Below are 17,295 nucleotides of genomic sequence, written 5' to 3'. Positions count from 1 at the left end.
CAGTGTTCAGGCTGGCTTTTGTTGCGACATCTCCTGCGCAATGCGTGTGATGTGCGCGACAAAATCTGCATCTTCGCCAACCAATAGCCGAGGCAGGTGTTGGCGGAAGTCTTCACGCAGGCACCATTCCCGCATGTAATCTTCCCAAGACATCCAGCGCCGCAGACGTTTGCCACGCATATCAGGATCATAAGCCAGAAGGTAAGCCCGCTCAAAAAGAGAAATAAGGATTTCAAACAGCACCAGCTTGCGTTCTTCCTGCTCAGCCGTCATGGGTAAGGCGCCGCGGTGAGAGCGCAATTGTAAGTCGGGATTAGCCATGACCAGTTTTAGAAAGTCGGTATAGTTGTCAGCCAATAACTGATAGACCTCTTCGTCTTCGTTCTCGCGCTCTTTGCGTTGCTCTAAGACAAAGGTGAGGATCGCGAGCGGCAAGCCGATCACGGTGACGACATAACTCAGTAATTCCCAAGTAGCAATAGACATAATGTGGCAACGTGGTTTAAATATTACACCCGCACCGTTGTTTTAAAAGGGAAATAAATGCAATTCAATTCAATTCGCTGGCATGTTGTTGAATCACGTCAATGCATTCATCAAATTGCAGTGATTTATCAAAGAAATATTCTACACCCATGTTGTGCGCCAGGTTGCGGTAATAACTGTTGCCATGGTTAGTTAGCATGACAATATCAGGGGCCTTGAAAGGATAATCCTGCTGCCGGGTGTGGCGCACCACGTCAAAACCTGTCCCTTTGGCCAGCTCAATATCCAGCACGATCATGTCGTATTGGCGTTTGTTCAGCAAATCAATGGCTTCGTCACTGGTGGTGGCAATATCTTTGATATCCAGTTGATTACAGTCATGCAACATCTCCACGATCACATCGCGGATGAGCGCAGAATCTTCAACTAACAATAGTCTATACATGACGATTCAACCAATGTTTACTCACGTGATGGTAAAAATATTGCTGCCTGACGAATTTCATTTTTTAATTAAGCAAACCGTATTTGATGGCGTAGTAAGTCAAGTCGGCATTCGATTTCATGGCCATTTTCTCCAAAATACGGCTACGGTAAGTGCTCACGGTTTTGATACTGATAAACAATTCGTCAGCGATGGCGGTGGGCGTCTGCCCGGCAGCCAGTTTGACGAATACCTGGAATTCGCGGTCTGAGAGCGTCTCATGCAGTTGCTTTTCTGAAGGATGGCTAAGCTCGTTAGTCATCAGTTCAGCCAGCTCGGTTGAAATATAGCGCTTGCCTGCAGAGACCGTGCGAATGGCCTGGATAATCTCATCAGAATCGGCGTTTTTGGACAAATACCCTTTACAGCCATTGCGCATTAAATTGAGTGCGTATTGGTCTTCAGCATACCCGCTAAGGACTAATACAGGTAACTCTGGCGCAACATGCTTTAATTCGTGTAGCGTATCTACCCCGTTTTTATCCGGCATGGAAATATCCAGCACCATGGCATCATATTCATTTTTGCGTACCAACTGGATGGCCTCTGCCCCTGAGCTGGCCTCTCCGGTCACTTGCAAGTCAGACTCAAGTTCTATCAGGTTACGTAGGCCGTCACGGACTATGCTGTGATCATCTACCAAAAGAATTCTTTTCATTATGTTCTCTTTGATTTTATTTATCAGGTTGCAGATTTTGCCACATCAGCGCTCGACCCAGGCTCAGCTTGGTCTGGTTGAGGTTGCTGCTCCGGAGCCATTTCATTCCTGAATAAGCGCCAGTCATGACTAATCATGTTCAGCGAGTCAGCAAACAAAGGTTTTTTCTGCCAGGTAGCACGGACAGCCAGAAAAATGACTACGCCTATAATGATAGGCACCAGCATTGCAAGCCCCAGGATCAGGGAGCGGTGCGGATGTTCCCACAATAATGAGAATAGCCACATCAATCCCAGCAGGCCGGTAAAAATAAACATGCTAAACACCACCAGCAACCCTACGATGCTGGTGGCTAGCCGTTCTGTTTCCTCTACAAAATCCTGTTTCAATTGCTGTGCACGGTCCTCTGTGTAGTCGGCAACATGATGGCGCAGATTGAAAAAATTATCTTTTAGTGCCGTCACCTTGCGATTAAGAAATAAAAGAGCAGCAAATTTCAAGAGGTTTACCCACATAGCTTTCCTAGCTTATTCACGACGTTTGGAACCTAACAAATATCCTATCAGTAAACCAACGCCCGCGGCTACCAGAACGGTGCCCATAGGATGCTCTTGTACGGTATCTACCGTTTTACCTTTAAGCGATTGATAAGTTTCGCTCACTTCACGCTGAACCTGATCTTTGACGCGGCTGGCCTTGGAGGCAAGCGCTGCCGCATTTTCTTCACTGGTCAGACGGTCAATATTGGCTTTCAGGCTATGAATGAGTTCTTTTGCTTTGTCCTGGGTAGTGTCTGCAGTGTCATTGACAGCGTCCAGCAAGTCGTTGGCGGTGGACTTCACCTGCGCGGCAATTTCTTCTATTGCTTCATCCGATTTTTTTGCCAGACGATCAGTTGTATTCTCAACATTGTCTTTTGAAAAGTTAAACATAGTGGAACTCCTTTTTTATCTTGATTACAAAAGAAAACACAGTCACTCAGAATCACCTAGAATCAAAAGTGCTTTCAACATGTATCCATCTTACGTAATCACATGTTGAATCCCTATCGGCCAAGCACCGATATCGAAGTCAGAATCATCTGACAATCCTTGTCAAGAATGCTTTATTTCATGTTTTACGTTGCCGATCAGTAATAACATCGTTATGATGCGTTTCAGATATTGTTTACCATATATTTAAAAACGTTACGCCGGATTGTCTGGATTTTCAATCTTTTCATTTGAACTGCATGCACAAAGTCAGAACCACTCTTATTACCTTGCTTGACCGCCTGGAAAAAATCAGTGACACCTTCGGCGGGAACACGGTGGCTTTGCTCACGGTGAGTTTACTGTTGGCTGCAGCCATGCTGGTGGTCAATGATCGTTTCATTGTTTCTACGCGAGAAAAAACCGATGTGTTGTCCATGCTGGACGAATTGCTCCTGGAAACCTGGAAGGTGCAGTCCAATCTGGCAATTGCAGAAAGCTCGCAGAGAGGATATCTGTTGACGCGTTCTGACAATTACTTTGAACCCTATGACGATGCAACCGGGCAAATCAGCCAGCAATTACAAAATATCAATACTCTGCTCAACCATACCAACTTGGTGAAACATGCCGAAATCCAGTCGACCATGAGCGAACTCATGAGCAGTATTTCAAAAAAATCTGCAGAAATGAGCGTGACCATAGATTTTGCCAAGAAGCGCCAGTTCGATAAGGCGTTGGCAGTGGTCAGGCTGGATTCAGGTATCAAGGAGAGCCATAATATTGAGGTCTTGTCACGCCGCTTCGAACAGCAGGTGCTGGCTTACAGGGTAGAGCTGGAGGATAGGCGTAATACGATGCGTCGCATGATGCGATGGTTTGTGATGGCCTGTCCGCTGATTTTTGTTTCACTGGTGGTTTTGGTGATCAGGCGTCTGCTGCGGGAACTGGCAGAAAAAGCAAACCTGTATGTGCGGCTGACAGACGAGAATGCCGAATATGAGCGTAATATCCAGCGCATGACGACGACGTTGCAGCGCCAGGCATTGCAGGCGCAAACCAATGTAGAGCGTGAGCGCTATCAGCTGTCCAGGGAATTACATGATGAGCTGGGTTCCTTGCTGACAGCGATCAAGATGGATATCTCCTGGGCGATCAAGCACTTAAAAGAGGATATGCCGCAGGTCACGGAAAAACTGAAAAAAACTAATCAGTACCTCGACCGCAGTATTAATTTCAAGCGTGAAATTGTACAGAACCTGCATCCCTCCATGATCAAGAGCTTTGGCCTGATTGCGTCATTACAGAACCTGCTCAATGAAGCCGGGGGGCGCAATCAATGGCAACTGGATGTCATCATGCCAGAGCAGGAAATGTTGATTAACGAGACACTGAGCCTGATTATTTATCGGCTGGTCCAAGAAAGCCTTAATAATTGCAGCAAGTATGCCAAAGCGACACAGGTTTCCGTGCACCTGATGCATGATGACCAATATATCAAGCTGGAAATTGCCGATAACGGCATAGGTTTTGATATGAACAGCTTAACCACCGCCAATACTGGCATCAGCGGTATGCGTAATCGGGTAGAGTCGATTGGTGGTCACTATGAAGTCACCAGTGCTCCCGGCCAGGGAACCAGCACGCGCGTGTTACTGCCATATCTTCTGGCTGATCCTTCCTAGTCACTTCACGTATTTCACCTCATGTAGTCATATTCTGACACTGGATTCAGTGATCGGACGACTGACTGCATTTGTTTGTCTTGTTAACATGGCAACACACTAAACAACAAATTCAATTGAATTGTTTTGTGGCTAAGTGTGAAAAAGGAGACGCACATGTTAATGTCAAAATACAAACAAGCAACAATCTTTGGCGGCCTGTTGGCGACAACCATTACATTAAACGCTTTTGCGTTCGATCTTGAGGAAGTGCAAAAGGGTGATAAGCCTTATTTAGAAGAGTTCACTACGCTGGACAAAAACGCGAATAACACTCTGACCTGGGCTGAAGCGCAAAAAGACAAAGGGCTCAAGCAGCAAGATTTTAAATCCTACGACCATGACAAAGATGGTACCTTGAGTTACGAAGAATACGCAGAACTCAAAACGCAAACTGGTCAGAAAGCCATCAAGGGCGCCATGTCTGACAGCTGGATTACCACTAAGGTAAAAGCGCGTCTGTTAGAAGAAGAATCATTGAAGTCACTGAAAATCAGTGTTGAAACACATAAAGGTGAAGTGTTGCTGAGCGGGTTTGTGAATGACTCCACCCTTAAAGCAAAAGCAGAAGAGCTTGTTGCGACGGTCGAAGGCGTAAAGTCAGTCAAAAATGCAATCGTAGTTAAAGGTTAATTACACCCCCTTGCAAGCTACATTTTCTCTCCCAAGTACGTAGCTTGCTCTTTTTTTTCCGGCGGGTTGTTCACAAGTGTTGGCTGATTCATCCTCTGTGCGACTCGAACAACTCGCCACCTTAAGTAACAGAAAGGAAACATCATGAACAAGATGAATCGTTATCTGGTAAGTAGTGTATTCAGTGGTATTTTGCTGGTGTCAGGCGCTCATGCCATGGCTAAAGGCGAACCCATGTATGATTTTCTGCCCAGTGACACCGTGGTGGATAATGTGAAAAGCAACCTCCAAAGCCATGGCGTAGATGTGTCTGCCATTCAAGTCGATGCTGATGCGCAAGGTGTGGTGCGATTAAGAGGTGAAGTGGACTCAAAACAACAGGTTGAAAGCATTACCCAGATTGCACAGCAGTCAGAGGGTGTATATGCTGTTCTGGGTTCTTTACGCTATGAGACTGGTGAAGTAGTGCCTGCCCCCGTTCCAGGTGGCCTTGATCCTGTGATGGATGCCCCTGCCGCTGGTAATGAGACTAGCCAACAGCAGATAAATGCGCAATGAGCTCACCGGGAGACACCGCTCTCCCGGGGATTGACCAGGCAAGAGTTAGTGATGCTCGGGCACCACATGTCGACCGGATTCGTACTCAACCTGGTTGGCTTGTCTGATGAATAGTAATTGATCAGTGGCAAATCCCAATGCCTTGGCTTTCGCCATGAGGTGCTGTTTGATTGGGTAGGTGAGTTGAGGCGTGCGTGACAATATCCATAAGTAATCACGTCCACTGCTGACCAACGCATAGTTATAATATGGCTTGTCGAGTTCCAGGATATTGTACTCGCCATAAAAGGGCCCAAAAAACGAGACTTTAAGTCGGCCAGTGCGTGTGCCATCGGCGTTTGGGGGATCGACAAATTTTGCTTTGCCCACGGCTTCGCTCCAGTCATTCTTTTTTGCATTAAACCCGCGGTTAACCACCTTCAATGTTCCATCTGCTTCGATGCTGTACTGCGCAGTCACTTGTTCCAGCCCTTTTTCAAAACGATTATCCAGCCGTGCGATTTCGTACCAGGTGCCCACATATTGGGTGGGGTCAAAACTGGGGACTATGGCCTTTTCAGCTTCTGGCGACATTGCTTCTGAGCAAGCGCTCAAGGTGATCACGGATGCAATATAAAATAGGTAGGAAAAAGTTTTGAGCATGCTGAGTGACTTAGTGTTAAACAAGTGGTTACGACCGTTTAAAATAACACAAATTCCATCATGAAAAAATCTGGTGAAAGGTTGTGAAAAGTGTATATGAAAGTGTGGATTCTCGGTTTTAGCTTAGGCTGCTTTAGCCTATTGGCACAGGCGCAAAGTTGCAACAATAAAAACGTGGCTGCCAGTGGCGTGGGCGGGGTTGCCGGTTCGGCGATTGGCGCAGTCATGCTTGGGCCTGCCGGTGAAGTTTTGGGCGGGGCAGTGGGTGGTGCAGTCGGTAGCGTGGTCGCGAATGATGGCAAGACGCAGCCTTCAACCATGTTAGGTGGTGCGGTCGGTGGCGCTGGTGGAGCAATTCTTGGTCGTGGCTTAGGTGGTGGCAGGTTATTAGCCATCCTGGGAGCTGGCTTGGGAAGTGCTGGCGGCGCTTGTGTTGCGCAGCAGGCCTCGGTTGGAAAAGGCCGCCATATCACGCAGGTAAAAAAAGCTTCTGCCAACACCGCAACTGCCAAAGCGCAAAGATTGTTGGGGAGCTAATTGTTGAGCCCGTGGCAATATGCATTCCCGGACTCTTGTCTTTTGACTAGCGCTGGGTTAGCTTTTTGAGTTGGTACATCAAGGCATCCCCTTCAATCAGCAGTTGTTCCACAGATTTAGGCAGCTGGGGATCAAACTCAACGATGCCGTGGGCAAATGAAATCCTGTACGGTTGGCGCTGTTGTTGCCTGATGGTGTCGAGGTAGGCAACCAGTCGCTCAATATAGATATGGGCTTCATGGTGGCGGGCATTAGCCAATAGCACTACAAATTCATCCCCACCCAGCCGGGCACATATATCCGAGGTACGGCCCACTTTTTTCAATGCTCTGCCAAAAGTCTGTAAGGCGCGATCACCTTCATCGTGGCCATGTGAGTCATTGATAAACTTGAACCCATTCAGATCCAGAAAAACAAGCGAGGCATACACATGGTGACGGGTAAAATAATTGAGGTATTTTTCTGCCAACATAATCAATCCACGCCGATTATTCACCTCAGTAAGATCGTCTATCGTTGCCAGTTCAATCGCAGCAAGTTCATGCTCCACCATGAGTGCAAGATCATGAAGGTCTTCGATATCTTTATCCGTAAATTCGCGCGGTTCCGTATCAATCAGGCACAAGGTGCCAATTTTAAAGCCAAGTGTGGTGCGGATGGGCCTGCCTGCATAAAACCGGATGTGAGGTGCGCCAGTCACTAGCGGATTGTCAGAAAATCTGGGATCTTTCGAGGCATCTGCAATCACAAATGCGTCATTGCCGAGGATAGCGTGACCACAAAAAGAAATATCTCTTGAAGTCTCCTTAATGTCTAGTCCGACGCAAGATTTGAACCATTGGCGATGGCTGTCCACAAGCGTGACGAGCGCAATCGGCACATGAAACATTCTACTGGCAATCCTGGTTAAACGATCGAAACGCTCTTCTGACCGTGTGTCGAGAATGGCCAGCGCACGCAATACATTCAAGCGCTCTGCTTCATTGTGAGGTATCTCAGGTGTTTGCAAAATAGCCAGCTACTCCCAGGAGGTGAATGTTGATCATACCGGAATTTTCTGTATTCACTATAGACAGAATAAAACGACTTTTGTGCCTAACTCTTTCAATCTTAGCGGACTCTTTTATGGTTGCAAAGAAGCGAGTTTGAGGCCAATGATGCCCGCAATAATGCAAATCAGGCTGATCACCCGTAGCGGCGATACCGGCTCGTTAAATAGCCAAATTCCACCGATGACAGTGCCTACTGCGCCTATTCCCACCCAAACTGCATAAGCAGTCCCCACGGGCAAATGCTTCACACATAGACCCAGTAACCAGACGCTGATGACCATGGCGACGATAGTCCAGAATGACGGCCAGAACTTGGTAAAGCCATCCGTATATTTCAGGCCAATTGCCCACGCCGTTTCAAATAAACCAGCAATCATTAATACCAGCCAGGTCATCACATTCCTTTTTGATGATTGATTGAAAATAGCTTGTGCAAGTGATGATCTAAGACTGCACAGCGCTTAACTCATCCGCAGATAACCAGCGCCATTCTCCCGCCGCTAGCGTCTCCGGCAATGCCAGTTTCCCAATTTGGATACGCTTCAAACCTTCTACGCGGTTACCGATCGCAGCAATCATACGTTTGACCTGATGGTACTTGCCTTCAGCCAGTGTCATGTGAATGACTGTGTCGCTCAGGCGGGTCACGGCCAGCGCTGCAATGGTCTCTTCTTCATCTATCAGTTTGACACCGGATAACAAATGTTGCTGGTCAGTGTCACTCAGCGGATGTTTACATGTGACTTCGTATACTTTAGGCACATGATGCTTGGGAGAGCTGACTTTATGAATAAATTGCCCATCATCTGAAAGCAAAATCAGGCCTGTTGTGTCTTCATCGAGGCGGCCTATGCATTGAATGCCGCGTTCAACCAGTGGCGCAGGCAGGAGTGTATAGATGGTGGGGTGAAACTGGGTTTTGTGCGTGCATTCGTAATGCGCAGGTTTGTGCATCATGAGGTAGCTGTGTTCACGATACTCCCAGGATTCGCCTTGAACGGTGAAATGCAAATTGTTATCCAGGACAAACTTGGCGTCAGGATCATCGCAAGTTTCGCCATTCACGGTCACTTCTTCGTTGATAATCAAAATGCGGCACATTTTGCGTGTGCCAAAACCCTGCCTGTGCAGGATACGTTCCAGATCTAGTGTTTTTGCCATATGTGAATTATACGTGAGGGCGCTTCTATAAATCCAAATTACTATGCCAGGCAAGGCGCGATAAAAAATTGTGAGCATGCGTTTCACGCATTACCTGCTGGAATCGTCTGAAGGCCGCAGACGCATATAGTTGATATGTCAGTAGATAATTCCAGGCAGAGCCATCCAGGCAATTCACGTATAATCCCGCCATGGCCTTTAAACACATCACTTCCCGCGATAACCCGATTTTCAAGCAACTCCGCAAACTGGTTGACCAGTCACGTGAGCGCAAAAAAACAGCGTCCACCTTACTGGAAGGGGTGCATTTGATAGAGGCCTACCTGCAGGTGTATGGCGAGCCACGCTTGTTGATTATTCCTGAAGGGCAAAGTAGCGTGGAGGCGACGGGGCTTATCCAGCAACTGGCGGATGTGGATACCATGCTGCTACCGACCTTGATGTTCGCAGAACTGGCACCAGTTGCGTCTAGTAGTGGCGTCATGGCACTGGTTGATATCCCGGAAGCTCAAGTGCCCGCAAGCGTCGATTTTGCTTTACTGATTGAGGATATCCAGGATCCGGGCAATCTGGGCAGTATGCTGAGAACGGCCGCAGCAGCGGGCGTGCAAGTCGCTTACCTGACAAAAGGATGCACTGACGCCTGGTCACCCAAGGCGTTACGCGGCGGGCAGGGCGCGCAATTTGTGTTGCCTGTGATTGAGGCGGTGGACGCACTGGAAATAGTGAACAGCTTTGCAGGACAGACCTTGGCACTGACTATACATGGTGAAGATCTTTATCAACAATCCCTGCGTGATCCCGTATTGTTTGCGGTGGGCAATGAGGGCGCGGGAATTTCTGCTGCCTTGCAGTCAGCCGTCAATACCTGTGTCACCATCCCCATGGCGCATCAAGGCACGCTGGCGATAGAGTCACTGAATGCCGCAGCAGCAACTGCGGTGGCACTGTTTGAATGCAAGCGCCAACGCTTATCGCAATAGCTTACCCTTTAATGCGTGACCTCGTGGTCATCATCCTCATCAAACAAGGCTAAGGCCTCATCTTCATCGACGACATAATGTTTGTGGCAAAAGTCACACTGGATTTCCACGCTGCCTTGCTCTTCAATGATGCTACGCACCTCAGCCAGCCCGAGCATCTGCAACATATTGGTGACATTGGCTTGAGAACAGCTGCAAAAAGCCTCTACCTCACGGCCACTAAATAAACGCACGTCCTCTTCGGCAAACAGTCGTTGTAACAGGGTGATAGCGTCTAAGTTGAGTAATTCTTCATCCGTCACAGTCCCAGCCAAGTGCTGGACACGATTCCAGCAATCCAGATCATGTTCTTGTTGTTGAGGCAGTTTCTGTAACAGCAGGCCGGCGGCACGGTCGCCTTCAGCAGTCAGCCATAGGCGGGTGTCAATCTGTTGCGAGCGCAACATGTAATTCTCGAGCATTGTCGCAATATTGTCGCCCTCAAGTGGGACGATTCCCTGGTATGGTTCGCCCTGCTCAGGCATCAGGGTAATGACCAGTTGGCCTTGTCTTAGCCAGTCAGTCAGGCTATCTCCCTGCAACTCACCAGCGACTTTAGCCGTGGCGCGAATATTCAGGTCAGAGGTGCATTCCACTACCAATAATTGCAAAGTGCCCTGGCTTTGTAATTGCAAAATCAGTTTGCCCTGCATTTTGAGGGTAGCGGTCAGCAGCACACTGGCAGCCGTGAATTCGCCAATCACCTTTTTAAGGGCAGGCGGCAAGGTCTGGTGTTCTAGTGCAGTAAACAGGCTTTGGTCGAGCTGGACATGGTTACCGCGTACAGCGGATTCTTCAAAAATAAAAGGGTGTAGTTGGTCATTTGTCATGAGGCTCATTTTAACATTTCTCACTACTCTCAACTAAGAACTTGAGCTTTTAAATGATAACAGTTATCATTATCGAGATAATAAACTTAATCAATAAATATTAACAAGGTAGTAGAAGAGGATACGTAACAAATGAAAATGACCCTTTCATGGATCAATCTAGCCCTATTGTCTGCATTTTCGACCATTGCACTATCAGAGGATATTAGCCAAGCCAAAAAACAACTTCTTTTGGAAGTTCCCCGCGTTGATGTTATCGGCACAAAAGATCAACAGTTCAAACAGTCCAGCACATCCACTATTGTGGAACAAAAAGAGCTGGAAAGTGCTCACGTAATGACCACTAATGAAGCCTTGCGTAAAGTTCCAGGCGTGGTCGTGCGTGACGAAGAGGGCTTTGGTATTCGCCCTAATGTCAGTATTAGAGGCCTTAATCCAACCCGCTCAACCAAAGTCATGTTGCTTGAAGATGGTATTCCATTGGCCTATGCGCCTTATGGCGATAACGCAAGTTACTACTATCCATCGATTGATCGATTTTCCCGTATTGAAGTGCAAAAAGGGGCTAATCAGGTCAAGTTTGGTCCGCAAACGATTGGAGGGGTTATCAACCACATTACCCCAGATGCACGAGAAGAGTTTGGTGGCTGGGCAAGTGTGATGTTCGGTAACCGTGATTATAAAAATGCTCGGTTTAACATCGGCGGAAACGGCATGTTGCTTGATTACACACATAAATCTGGCGAAGGTAACCGCGATAATACCAATCTCAATATTGACGACTTAAACTTTAAAATTACTAAAGCTATTAACGACTTTCATGCGGTCACATTCCGTGCCAATTACTTCTCCGAGAACTCGCAAGTTGGATATTCTGGCTTAACAAGTGCTGAGTTTAATAACTTTGGTGGCGAATACTATCCTTATAAAAATGACAGTTTCGATACCAAACGCTATGGGCTTTCTTTAACCCATGACTGGCAGATTTCAGATAGTGCTTTATTGCGCACTAATTACTACTACAGCTACTTTGACCGTGACTGGTGGCGTTCTTCCAGTAACTCTAACGATAATTTAGGCGGAGCAAGTAACTGTACTTTGTTACGTGACCAGCGTTTGGCGGGTGTGCGTGTTGATCCAAGTATTTGTCAAGCCAATCAAGGCCGACAAAGAACTTATGAAACCTACGGAGTAGAACCACGATTAACAGTTGACCATGGAATGGGGCAACTAGAGTTAGGTTTTCGCGCGCATTTTGAAGACCAGGATCGCCGCCAAGACAACGGTAACACGACCACAGCTCGCTCAGGTGTTCGTGTAGAAGATAATATACGTAAAACGGATGCTTATTCAGGTTTTGTAAGTAACCGTTTTGATATTGGTCAGTTCAATATCACGCCAGTATTACGCTACGAGTATATCGATAACAGCCGTAAGAACAACTTAAATGGTCAACGTGGCAGTGAGTCCCTCACTGAGTGGGTGCCCGGTATTTCTGCGGCGTATACCGTCAATGATCAGTACACGCTTTATGGTGGCGTGCATAGAGGTTTTGCACCACCCCGTGTAGAAGATTTAATTGTCGGAAACGGTTCTACAGAAGTGGGCGTAGAGCGTTCTACAAATTATGAACTTGGCTTTAGAGCTCGCCCCACAAAAGCACTTAGTATTGAATCCACCGCATTTTACAACGACTTTGATAACTTGATTGCTGTTGGTTCTGTAGCGGCTAACTTGCCAGCTTTATCTGAAGGTAAAGCAAAATTTGGTGGTTTAGAAGTGTTGGGTAGCTATCAATTCGATAATGGCATGTATACCCGACTAGCTTACACTTGGACGCCAATTGCTGAACAAACTTCACCCTTCCGTCGTGTAGACAACAACGTGATTGTGGGCGGCAGCGCGTCAGGAAATCGTCAGCCATATGCTCCAGAAAACACGATCACAGCCGCATTCGGGTATAGAGTTGGTTCATGGGACGCAATGATTGAGGCGGTCCATGTTGGCAAGCAATATGCGGATTTTGCCGAAACAGAAGCGGTTAACGCAACCGGACAAAATGGCGAAATTTCAAGCTATACCATCTACAACGCTGCCATCAACTACAAGATGCCAGAGTACAAAACAACCATCTTCCTGGTGGGCAAGAACATTTTTGATAAAGAGTATATTGTTGACCGTACCCGCGGAATTTTGACTGGCATGCCAGGCTTGATTCAAGTCGGTGCGCGTTATGATTTTTAACTAAGCCCCTGCCAAACGATTGGCATTCCAGTTGGAGATCGCCCAACGCCACACTCTATTCAGTGTGGCGTTTTTGATGGTGTCAGGCGGAGACTGCTGTAAAAAGCAAAGTGCCTGGTATATGGTTTCAGCTGGTGAGCTATTAGCAACACTGGCGGCCATAGTTTGTTTGCTGAGTTTTTGACCTTGGTTGTTCAATACCAGCGGGATATGTGCATACGCCAGCGGGGCGTAACCCAAGCATTGTTGCAGGTATATCTGTCTCGTTGTCGATTGGAGCAGGTCGGCGCCACGGACCACATGGGTGATGCCTTGCATGGCATCATCCACTACCACTGCAAGCTGATAGTTAAACAGGCCATCTGCACGTTTGATCACAAAGTCGCCTATGTCCTGGCCAATGTTATGTTCTTGCCAGCCGACAATCCTGTCTTCAAAGCTGATTTTCTTAGCGGGTGTTTTCAAACGCCAGGCGATAGATGTATTTGGTTTAATGGGATGATGTAGGCAAGTACCAGGGTAAATGACGCCTTCAATCCCCTTTTGCGTCGAGGAGTCGGCAATCTCCTTACGCGAGCATGTGCAAGGGTAGGCAAGCCCCAAATGTCTTAACCGGGTGAGCGCATGCTCGTAATACTCGCTGCGCTGGCTCTGGTAAACGATTGCTCCATCCCATTCAAATCCGTAGCGCTGTAGGGTGCGGATAATGTCGTCACTTGCGCCTTCGACCCGGCGGGTGATATCTACATCCTCAATCCGCAACAGCCATTTCCCACCTTGACTTTTGGCATCGCAATAACTGGCGACAGCGGCCACCAGGGATCCAAAATGCAAGGGGCCGGTGGGGGAGGGGGCGAAACGACCAATCACCATAGACTTCAGGTTTACTGGGTTGCGTAAGGTGGAATATGCCAGGCGACCAGTTGGCCGCCGCGCAGTTGCAAATGGCAGGCCATGCGCTCTACCCCCTGGCTGGAAACATCAAAAGTATAAGTACGCTGCAATTGCATGCGGCCATTGCCATCCCTAGCAAAGCCTACCCGTGAGCAGGCCACGGTTTCATCCAGAAATTGCAAATGGCAACGGTCTGCCAGCTGGCGACCAATCTTGAGTGCAATTTCGCGTTTAGCGACAGAGTCCATCCAAAACCAGGCGCCAGCCATCAATATGGCTAATAAAGCCCATTCAGCCATTGCTGTTCTCCGTTAAGACCATGTTGTGTTTCGGTGTATGATGGTATTCAGTCAAAATCAAAACAATATTCCTTAATCAAGTATGAGCTCAACCCGCGAAGCAGAGGCTATTCAAGCTTATTATAATTTATTGCATAGCAAGGGCGCGGATGCCGCTATTATGGCGCAGCGTGATGCGTTGCTGGCAGAGTTAGGCCCTTTGCTGGAAAACCAGGAGTGTACCAGTACTGCCTACCGTCAGGCGGTCGATCATTGTCTGGAAGGTAAACCGGCACAAATGTGGCCAGAGCTACTGACGATTATCCGTGAGTTTTACCCGTTTTGGCGCGGAGATGTCAAAGCCGTGATGCAATATGCTGACACGGTAGGTTTCGAGTTGCATCCTATCGGCTGGCAGCCGGCCGTGATTGATCTGCAATCGGTGTGGCCAGCGTTACAGTCTGAAAAGTTTGAGACCTCGGAGTTGTGGGCGCTCAATGGGTATGTCAAAGCCCTGAAATCCATGGACAACAAGCAGGACATGGAGATAGAAATCCGTACCCGCATGGCCAAGCTGATGTTGTTGCGATTACGTGAGGCACCCCTGTCAGAGAAAAATGCCTACCGAATTACAGCGGATGCCACTTTACCGCTATTCAATCTCAAAAATACCCGTCACCTGTTTTTAAACGCAGTACGTGAGTTTTATTATTTCTGGGCCGCCCATCCTGAGGCGGTTGAAATGCTCAAGCAGTTGCAACCGCCTGAAATCATATAAAAATGCACTTAAAAAGTGCAATGCACTTTTGATGTGTCAATTTTGGTGCAAATAAGCCCGCTCCCAAAACGTACTCCCTTTTAAATCAACCATTTAAAGATGGTCTGATATTTGCTTAAGATTCCGCGCTCAGGATAGAGCACTTTTAAATAAGGCGTTAAAAGCGCCAGTTTTGAATATAAATATAGTTCGGAGAGCGAAATGGAAGCATTAGTGTCAGCAAATGACGTCTTGTTTGTATTGCTGGGAGCCATTATGGTGCTGGCGATGCATGCCGGGTTTGCCTTTTTGGAAGTCGGTACCGTACGTCAAAAAAACCAGGTCAATGCCCTGGTGAAAATTATGGTGGATTTTTGTGTCTCTACCATTGCCTATTTTTTTATTGGTTACAGCATTGCCTATGGCATCAACTTTTTCAGCGGTGCTGATGTACTGGCTGCCAAAAGTGGTTATGACCTCGTCAAATTCTTTTTCCTGCTGACCTTTGCAGCGGCAATTCCAGCCATTGTATCTGGCGGGATTGCTGAGCGTGCCAAATTCAACCCACAAATGGCGGCTACTTTTCTGATTGTCGGCTTCGTCTATCCATTCTTCGAAGGCATTGCCTGGAATGGCCACTTCGGCTTCCAGGAATGGTTAAAAAACAGCTTTGGTGCCAATTTCCACGATTTTGCCGGCTCTATTGTCGTGCATGCCATGGGCGGTTGGATTGCTCTGGCAGCCGTTATTCTCCTGGGCGCGCGAAATGGGCGCTATAAAGAGGGTAAGTTGCATGCCTATCCACCTTCTAACATCCCTTTCCTGGCTTTGGGCGCCTGGATTCTGACCGTGGGCTGGTTTGGCTTTAACGTGATGTCTGCACAATCTATCCAGAACATTTCCGGCCTGGTCGCCGTCAATTCCCTGATGGCCCTGGTTGGGGGAACGCTGGCCGCGCTGGTGCTGGGCAAAAATGACCCCGGTTTTGTGCATAACGGTCCTTTGGCGGGCCTGGTTGCGGTGTGTGCAGGTTCGGACATCATGCATCCCTTAGGCGCATTGGCCACGGGTGCCGTTGCAGGCGCTTTGTTTGTATGGGCGTTTACGATAACACAGAACCGTTTGAAAATTGACGATGTGCTCGGTGTATGGCCATTACATGGTTTATGTGGTGCCTGGGGCGGTATTGCTGCTGGAATTTTTGGTTCTGCCAGCCTGGGTGGCATGGGCGGCGTGAGTTTTGTGAGCCAGTTGCTAGGCACACTTGCTGGTGTGCTGATAGCCCTCGTCGGTGGCGCAATCGTTTACGGTATATTAAAGATGCTTGTAGGTATCCGTCTAGATAAAGAATCCGAGTTTGACGGCGCCGACCTTAGCATACACAAAATCCCATCCGTTTCTGCAGACTAGTAACTTAGGGGGGTTAACTGTAAATTATTAACTCTGTCGAAGATACAACCAATCAAAAACCTGCCCTGGTTAGGCAGGTTTTTTTATTGTGCTCCAATAAATGTTTAATGTCTTGTTAATATCTGCCTGAATATATGCAAACGCTTATATGCTCCGGGCTAGACTCATGTTTACGAGACAAGGAAATTGTATGCAAATACTCAAATATCTGTTGTTGGCCTGTACTCTGGTTTTTACATCAGTCAATGCAGCCGAGCTTTTTACTGTAGCCATTGCCGCCAATCTCAAATACGTGTTTGATGACCTGGCTGCCGAGTTTAAAAAGGAGACTGGCATTGAGGTTCAAAGCATAGTCAACGCCTCTGGCAAAATTGCCACACAGGTACGTCAGGGCGCGCCCTTTGATGTATTCATGTCTGCTGATATGGAGTTTCCCGAGGGCTTGTATAAAGAAGGCTATGCTGTGACTGCGCCCAAACCATACGCCTATGGCGTGCTGGTATTGTGGTCACAAACCGGTGCCGATTTAAGTAAAGGGGTGGCCGGACTGGCGAATAAGACAGTGGGTAACGTGGCCATCGCCAATCCAAAGCTGGCGCCTTTTGGCAAGCAGTCTGTCAAATCCATGGAATATTACAAGGTGAAAGCCGCACTCGAGCCCAAACTGGTCTATGGTGAGAGCATTACCCAGGTCAGCCAGTTTGTGGAGAGCAAAGCCGTCGATGTCGGCTTCAGTGCCAAGTCCATCGTTATTGCGCCGGAAACAGCAGGCAAGGGTAAATGGGTAGCCGTGCCGGAAGAGAGTTATGAGCCGATTGCACAAGGGATAGTGATTTTAAAGCATGGCATAGACGCCCATGCCGATAGTGCCCGCAAGTTTTATGAGTTCGTGCAGTCGGAAAAGGCGCGTGCCATCTTTGCCAAAAACGGTTATAAATTGCCCTGAGGCACCAT

At 47.8% G+C, this 17,295-nt stretch carries 21 protein-coding genes; 9 read left to right on the top strand and 12 right to left on the bottom strand.

Annotated features, from left to right (window positions below; translation table 11 throughout):
* Positions 1-6 precede the first annotated feature (6 nt).
* From ACJ67_RS10560 to ACJ67_RS10540, 5 genes are all read right to left on the bottom strand, one after another.
* A complete protein-coding gene (locus ACJ67_RS10560; RefSeq protein ID WP_197080602.1) occupies positions 7-486 on the bottom strand; it encodes a hypothetical protein in 480 nt (159 codons plus the stop codon).
* A 64-nt stretch (positions 487-550) separates the two neighbouring features.
* Positions 551-931: a response regulator gene (locus tag ACJ67_RS10555; RefSeq protein WP_049639040.1), complete on the bottom strand. Its 381-nt coding sequence runs from the start codon at positions 929-931 to the stop codon at positions 551-553.
* A 64-nt stretch (positions 932-995) separates the two neighbouring features.
* A complete protein-coding gene (locus tag ACJ67_RS10550) occupies positions 996-1,628 on the bottom strand; it encodes a response regulator transcription factor (protein WP_018986371.1) in 633 nt (210 codons plus the stop codon).
* 23 nt (positions 1,629-1,651) lie between these two features.
* Positions 1,652-2,143, bottom strand: a complete 492-nt coding sequence (locus ACJ67_RS10545; RefSeq protein ID WP_049639039.1) for a phage holin family protein — start codon at positions 2,141-2,143, stop codon at positions 1,652-1,654.
* Between the two features lie 12 nt (positions 2,144-2,155).
* Positions 2,156-2,560, bottom strand: coding sequence for a YqjD family protein (locus ACJ67_RS10540; RefSeq protein WP_049639038.1), 405 nt, complete (start codon positions 2,558-2,560; stop codon positions 2,156-2,158).
* A 299-nt stretch (positions 2,561-2,859) separates the two neighbouring features.
* On the opposite strand from ACJ67_RS10540, the gene ACJ67_RS10535 reads away from it, so the two are divergent.
* From ACJ67_RS10535 to ACJ67_RS10525, 3 genes are all read left to right on the top strand, one after another.
* Positions 2,860-4,284, top strand: a complete 1,425-nt coding sequence (locus ACJ67_RS10535) for a CHASE3 domain-containing protein (RefSeq protein WP_049639037.1) — start codon at positions 2,860-2,862, stop codon at positions 4,282-4,284.
* A 156-nt stretch (positions 4,285-4,440) separates the two neighbouring features.
* Positions 4,441-4,956 carry a BON domain-containing protein gene (locus ACJ67_RS10530; protein WP_049639036.1) on the top strand — a complete coding sequence of 172 codons (516 nt, stop codon included), beginning with the start codon at positions 4,441-4,443 and terminating at the stop codon, positions 4,954-4,956.
* A 144-nt stretch (positions 4,957-5,100) separates the two neighbouring features.
* Entirely contained in the window at positions 5,101-5,514 is a 414-nt protein-coding gene (locus ACJ67_RS10525) for a BON domain-containing protein (RefSeq protein WP_049639035.1), read from the top strand.
* A gap of 45 nt (positions 5,515-5,559) precedes the next feature.
* Here the strand turns inward: ACJ67_RS10525 and ACJ67_RS10520 are convergent, their stop codons facing one another.
* A complete protein-coding gene (locus tag ACJ67_RS10520) occupies positions 5,560-6,087 on the bottom strand; it encodes a lipocalin family protein (protein ID WP_049639886.1) in 528 nt (175 codons plus the stop codon).
* Between the two features lie 165 nt (positions 6,088-6,252).
* On the opposite strand from ACJ67_RS10520, the gene ACJ67_RS10515 reads away from it, so the two are divergent.
* Positions 6,253-6,693 (top strand): hypothetical protein, encoded by a 441-nt coding sequence (locus tag ACJ67_RS10515; RefSeq protein ID WP_049639034.1) that lies wholly within the window; start codon positions 6,253-6,255, stop codon positions 6,691-6,693.
* Between the two features lie 46 nt (positions 6,694-6,739).
* Here the strand turns inward: ACJ67_RS10515 and ACJ67_RS10510 are convergent, their stop codons facing one another.
* The 3 genes from ACJ67_RS10510 to ACJ67_RS10500 all read right to left on the bottom strand — a co-directional run bounded on the left by ACJ67_RS10510 (position 6,740) and on the right by ACJ67_RS10500 (position 8,906).
* On the bottom strand, positions 6,740-7,702 hold the full coding sequence (locus ACJ67_RS10510; protein WP_049639033.1) for a sensor domain-containing diguanylate cyclase: 963 nt from the start codon (positions 7,700-7,702) through the stop codon (positions 6,740-6,742).
* A 114-nt stretch (positions 7,703-7,816) separates the two neighbouring features.
* Positions 7,817-8,140, bottom strand: coding sequence for a quaternary ammonium compound efflux SMR transporter SugE (sugE, locus tag ACJ67_RS10505; RefSeq protein ID WP_049639032.1), 324 nt, complete (start codon positions 8,138-8,140; stop codon positions 7,817-7,819).
* Positions 8,141-8,189: 49 nt separating this feature from the next.
* Entirely contained in the window at positions 8,190-8,906 is a 717-nt protein-coding gene (locus ACJ67_RS10500) for a pseudouridine synthase (RefSeq protein WP_049639885.1), read from the bottom strand.
* A 191-nt stretch (positions 8,907-9,097) separates the two neighbouring features.
* Between ACJ67_RS10500 and ACJ67_RS10495 the strand changes: the two genes are divergently transcribed.
* A complete protein-coding gene (locus ACJ67_RS10495) occupies positions 9,098-9,889 on the top strand; it encodes an RNA methyltransferase (protein WP_049639031.1) in 792 nt (263 codons plus the stop codon).
* A gap of 8 nt (positions 9,890-9,897) precedes the next feature.
* Here the strand turns inward: ACJ67_RS10495 and hslO are convergent, their stop codons facing one another.
* Positions 9,898-10,758: an Hsp33 family molecular chaperone HslO gene (gene hslO / locus ACJ67_RS10490; RefSeq protein ID WP_197080601.1), complete on the bottom strand. Its 861-nt coding sequence runs from the start codon at positions 10,756-10,758 to the stop codon at positions 9,898-9,900.
* 132 nt (positions 10,759-10,890) lie between these two features.
* Between hslO and ACJ67_RS10485 the strand changes: the two genes are divergently transcribed.
* Entirely contained in the window at positions 10,891-13,002 is a 2,112-nt protein-coding gene (locus tag ACJ67_RS10485; protein WP_049639029.1) for a TonB-dependent receptor domain-containing protein, read from the top strand.
* Here ACJ67_RS10485 and gluQRS read toward each other — a convergent pair whose 3' ends face one another.
* Entirely contained in the window at positions 13,003-13,875 is an 873-nt protein-coding gene (gluQRS, locus tag ACJ67_RS10480; RefSeq protein WP_049639028.1) for a tRNA glutamyl-Q(34) synthetase GluQRS, read from the bottom strand.
* Positions 13,876-13,886: 11 nt separating this feature from the next.
* Positions 13,887-14,195, bottom strand: coding sequence for a DUF3301 domain-containing protein (locus ACJ67_RS10475; protein ID WP_049639027.1), 309 nt, complete (start codon positions 14,193-14,195; stop codon positions 13,887-13,889).
* A gap of 82 nt (positions 14,196-14,277) precedes the next feature.
* On the opposite strand from ACJ67_RS10475, the gene ACJ67_RS10470 reads away from it, so the two are divergent.
* The 3 genes from ACJ67_RS10470 to modA all read left to right on the top strand — a co-directional run bounded on the left by ACJ67_RS10470 (position 14,278) and on the right by modA (position 17,287).
* Complete coding sequence (locus ACJ67_RS10470) at positions 14,278-14,952, top strand: hypothetical protein (RefSeq protein ID WP_049639026.1); 675 nt, start codon at positions 14,278-14,280, stop codon at positions 14,950-14,952.
* 201 nt (positions 14,953-15,153) lie between these two features.
* On the top strand, positions 15,154-16,341 hold the full coding sequence (locus ACJ67_RS10465) for an ammonium transporter (protein WP_049639025.1): 1,188 nt from the start codon (positions 15,154-15,156) through the stop codon (positions 16,339-16,341).
* A gap of 190 nt (positions 16,342-16,531) precedes the next feature.
* Positions 16,532-17,287, top strand: a complete 756-nt coding sequence (modA, locus tag ACJ67_RS10460) for a molybdate ABC transporter substrate-binding protein (protein WP_049639024.1) — start codon at positions 16,532-16,534, stop codon at positions 17,285-17,287.
* Positions 17,288-17,295: the final 8 nt, after the last annotated feature.

This window comes from Methylophilus sp. TWE2 (assembly GCF_001183865.1).
Lineage (GTDB): Bacteria > Pseudomonadota > Gammaproteobacteria > Burkholderiales > Methylophilaceae > Methylophilus.
This window is presented reverse-complemented; position numbering and strand designations above follow the sequence as displayed.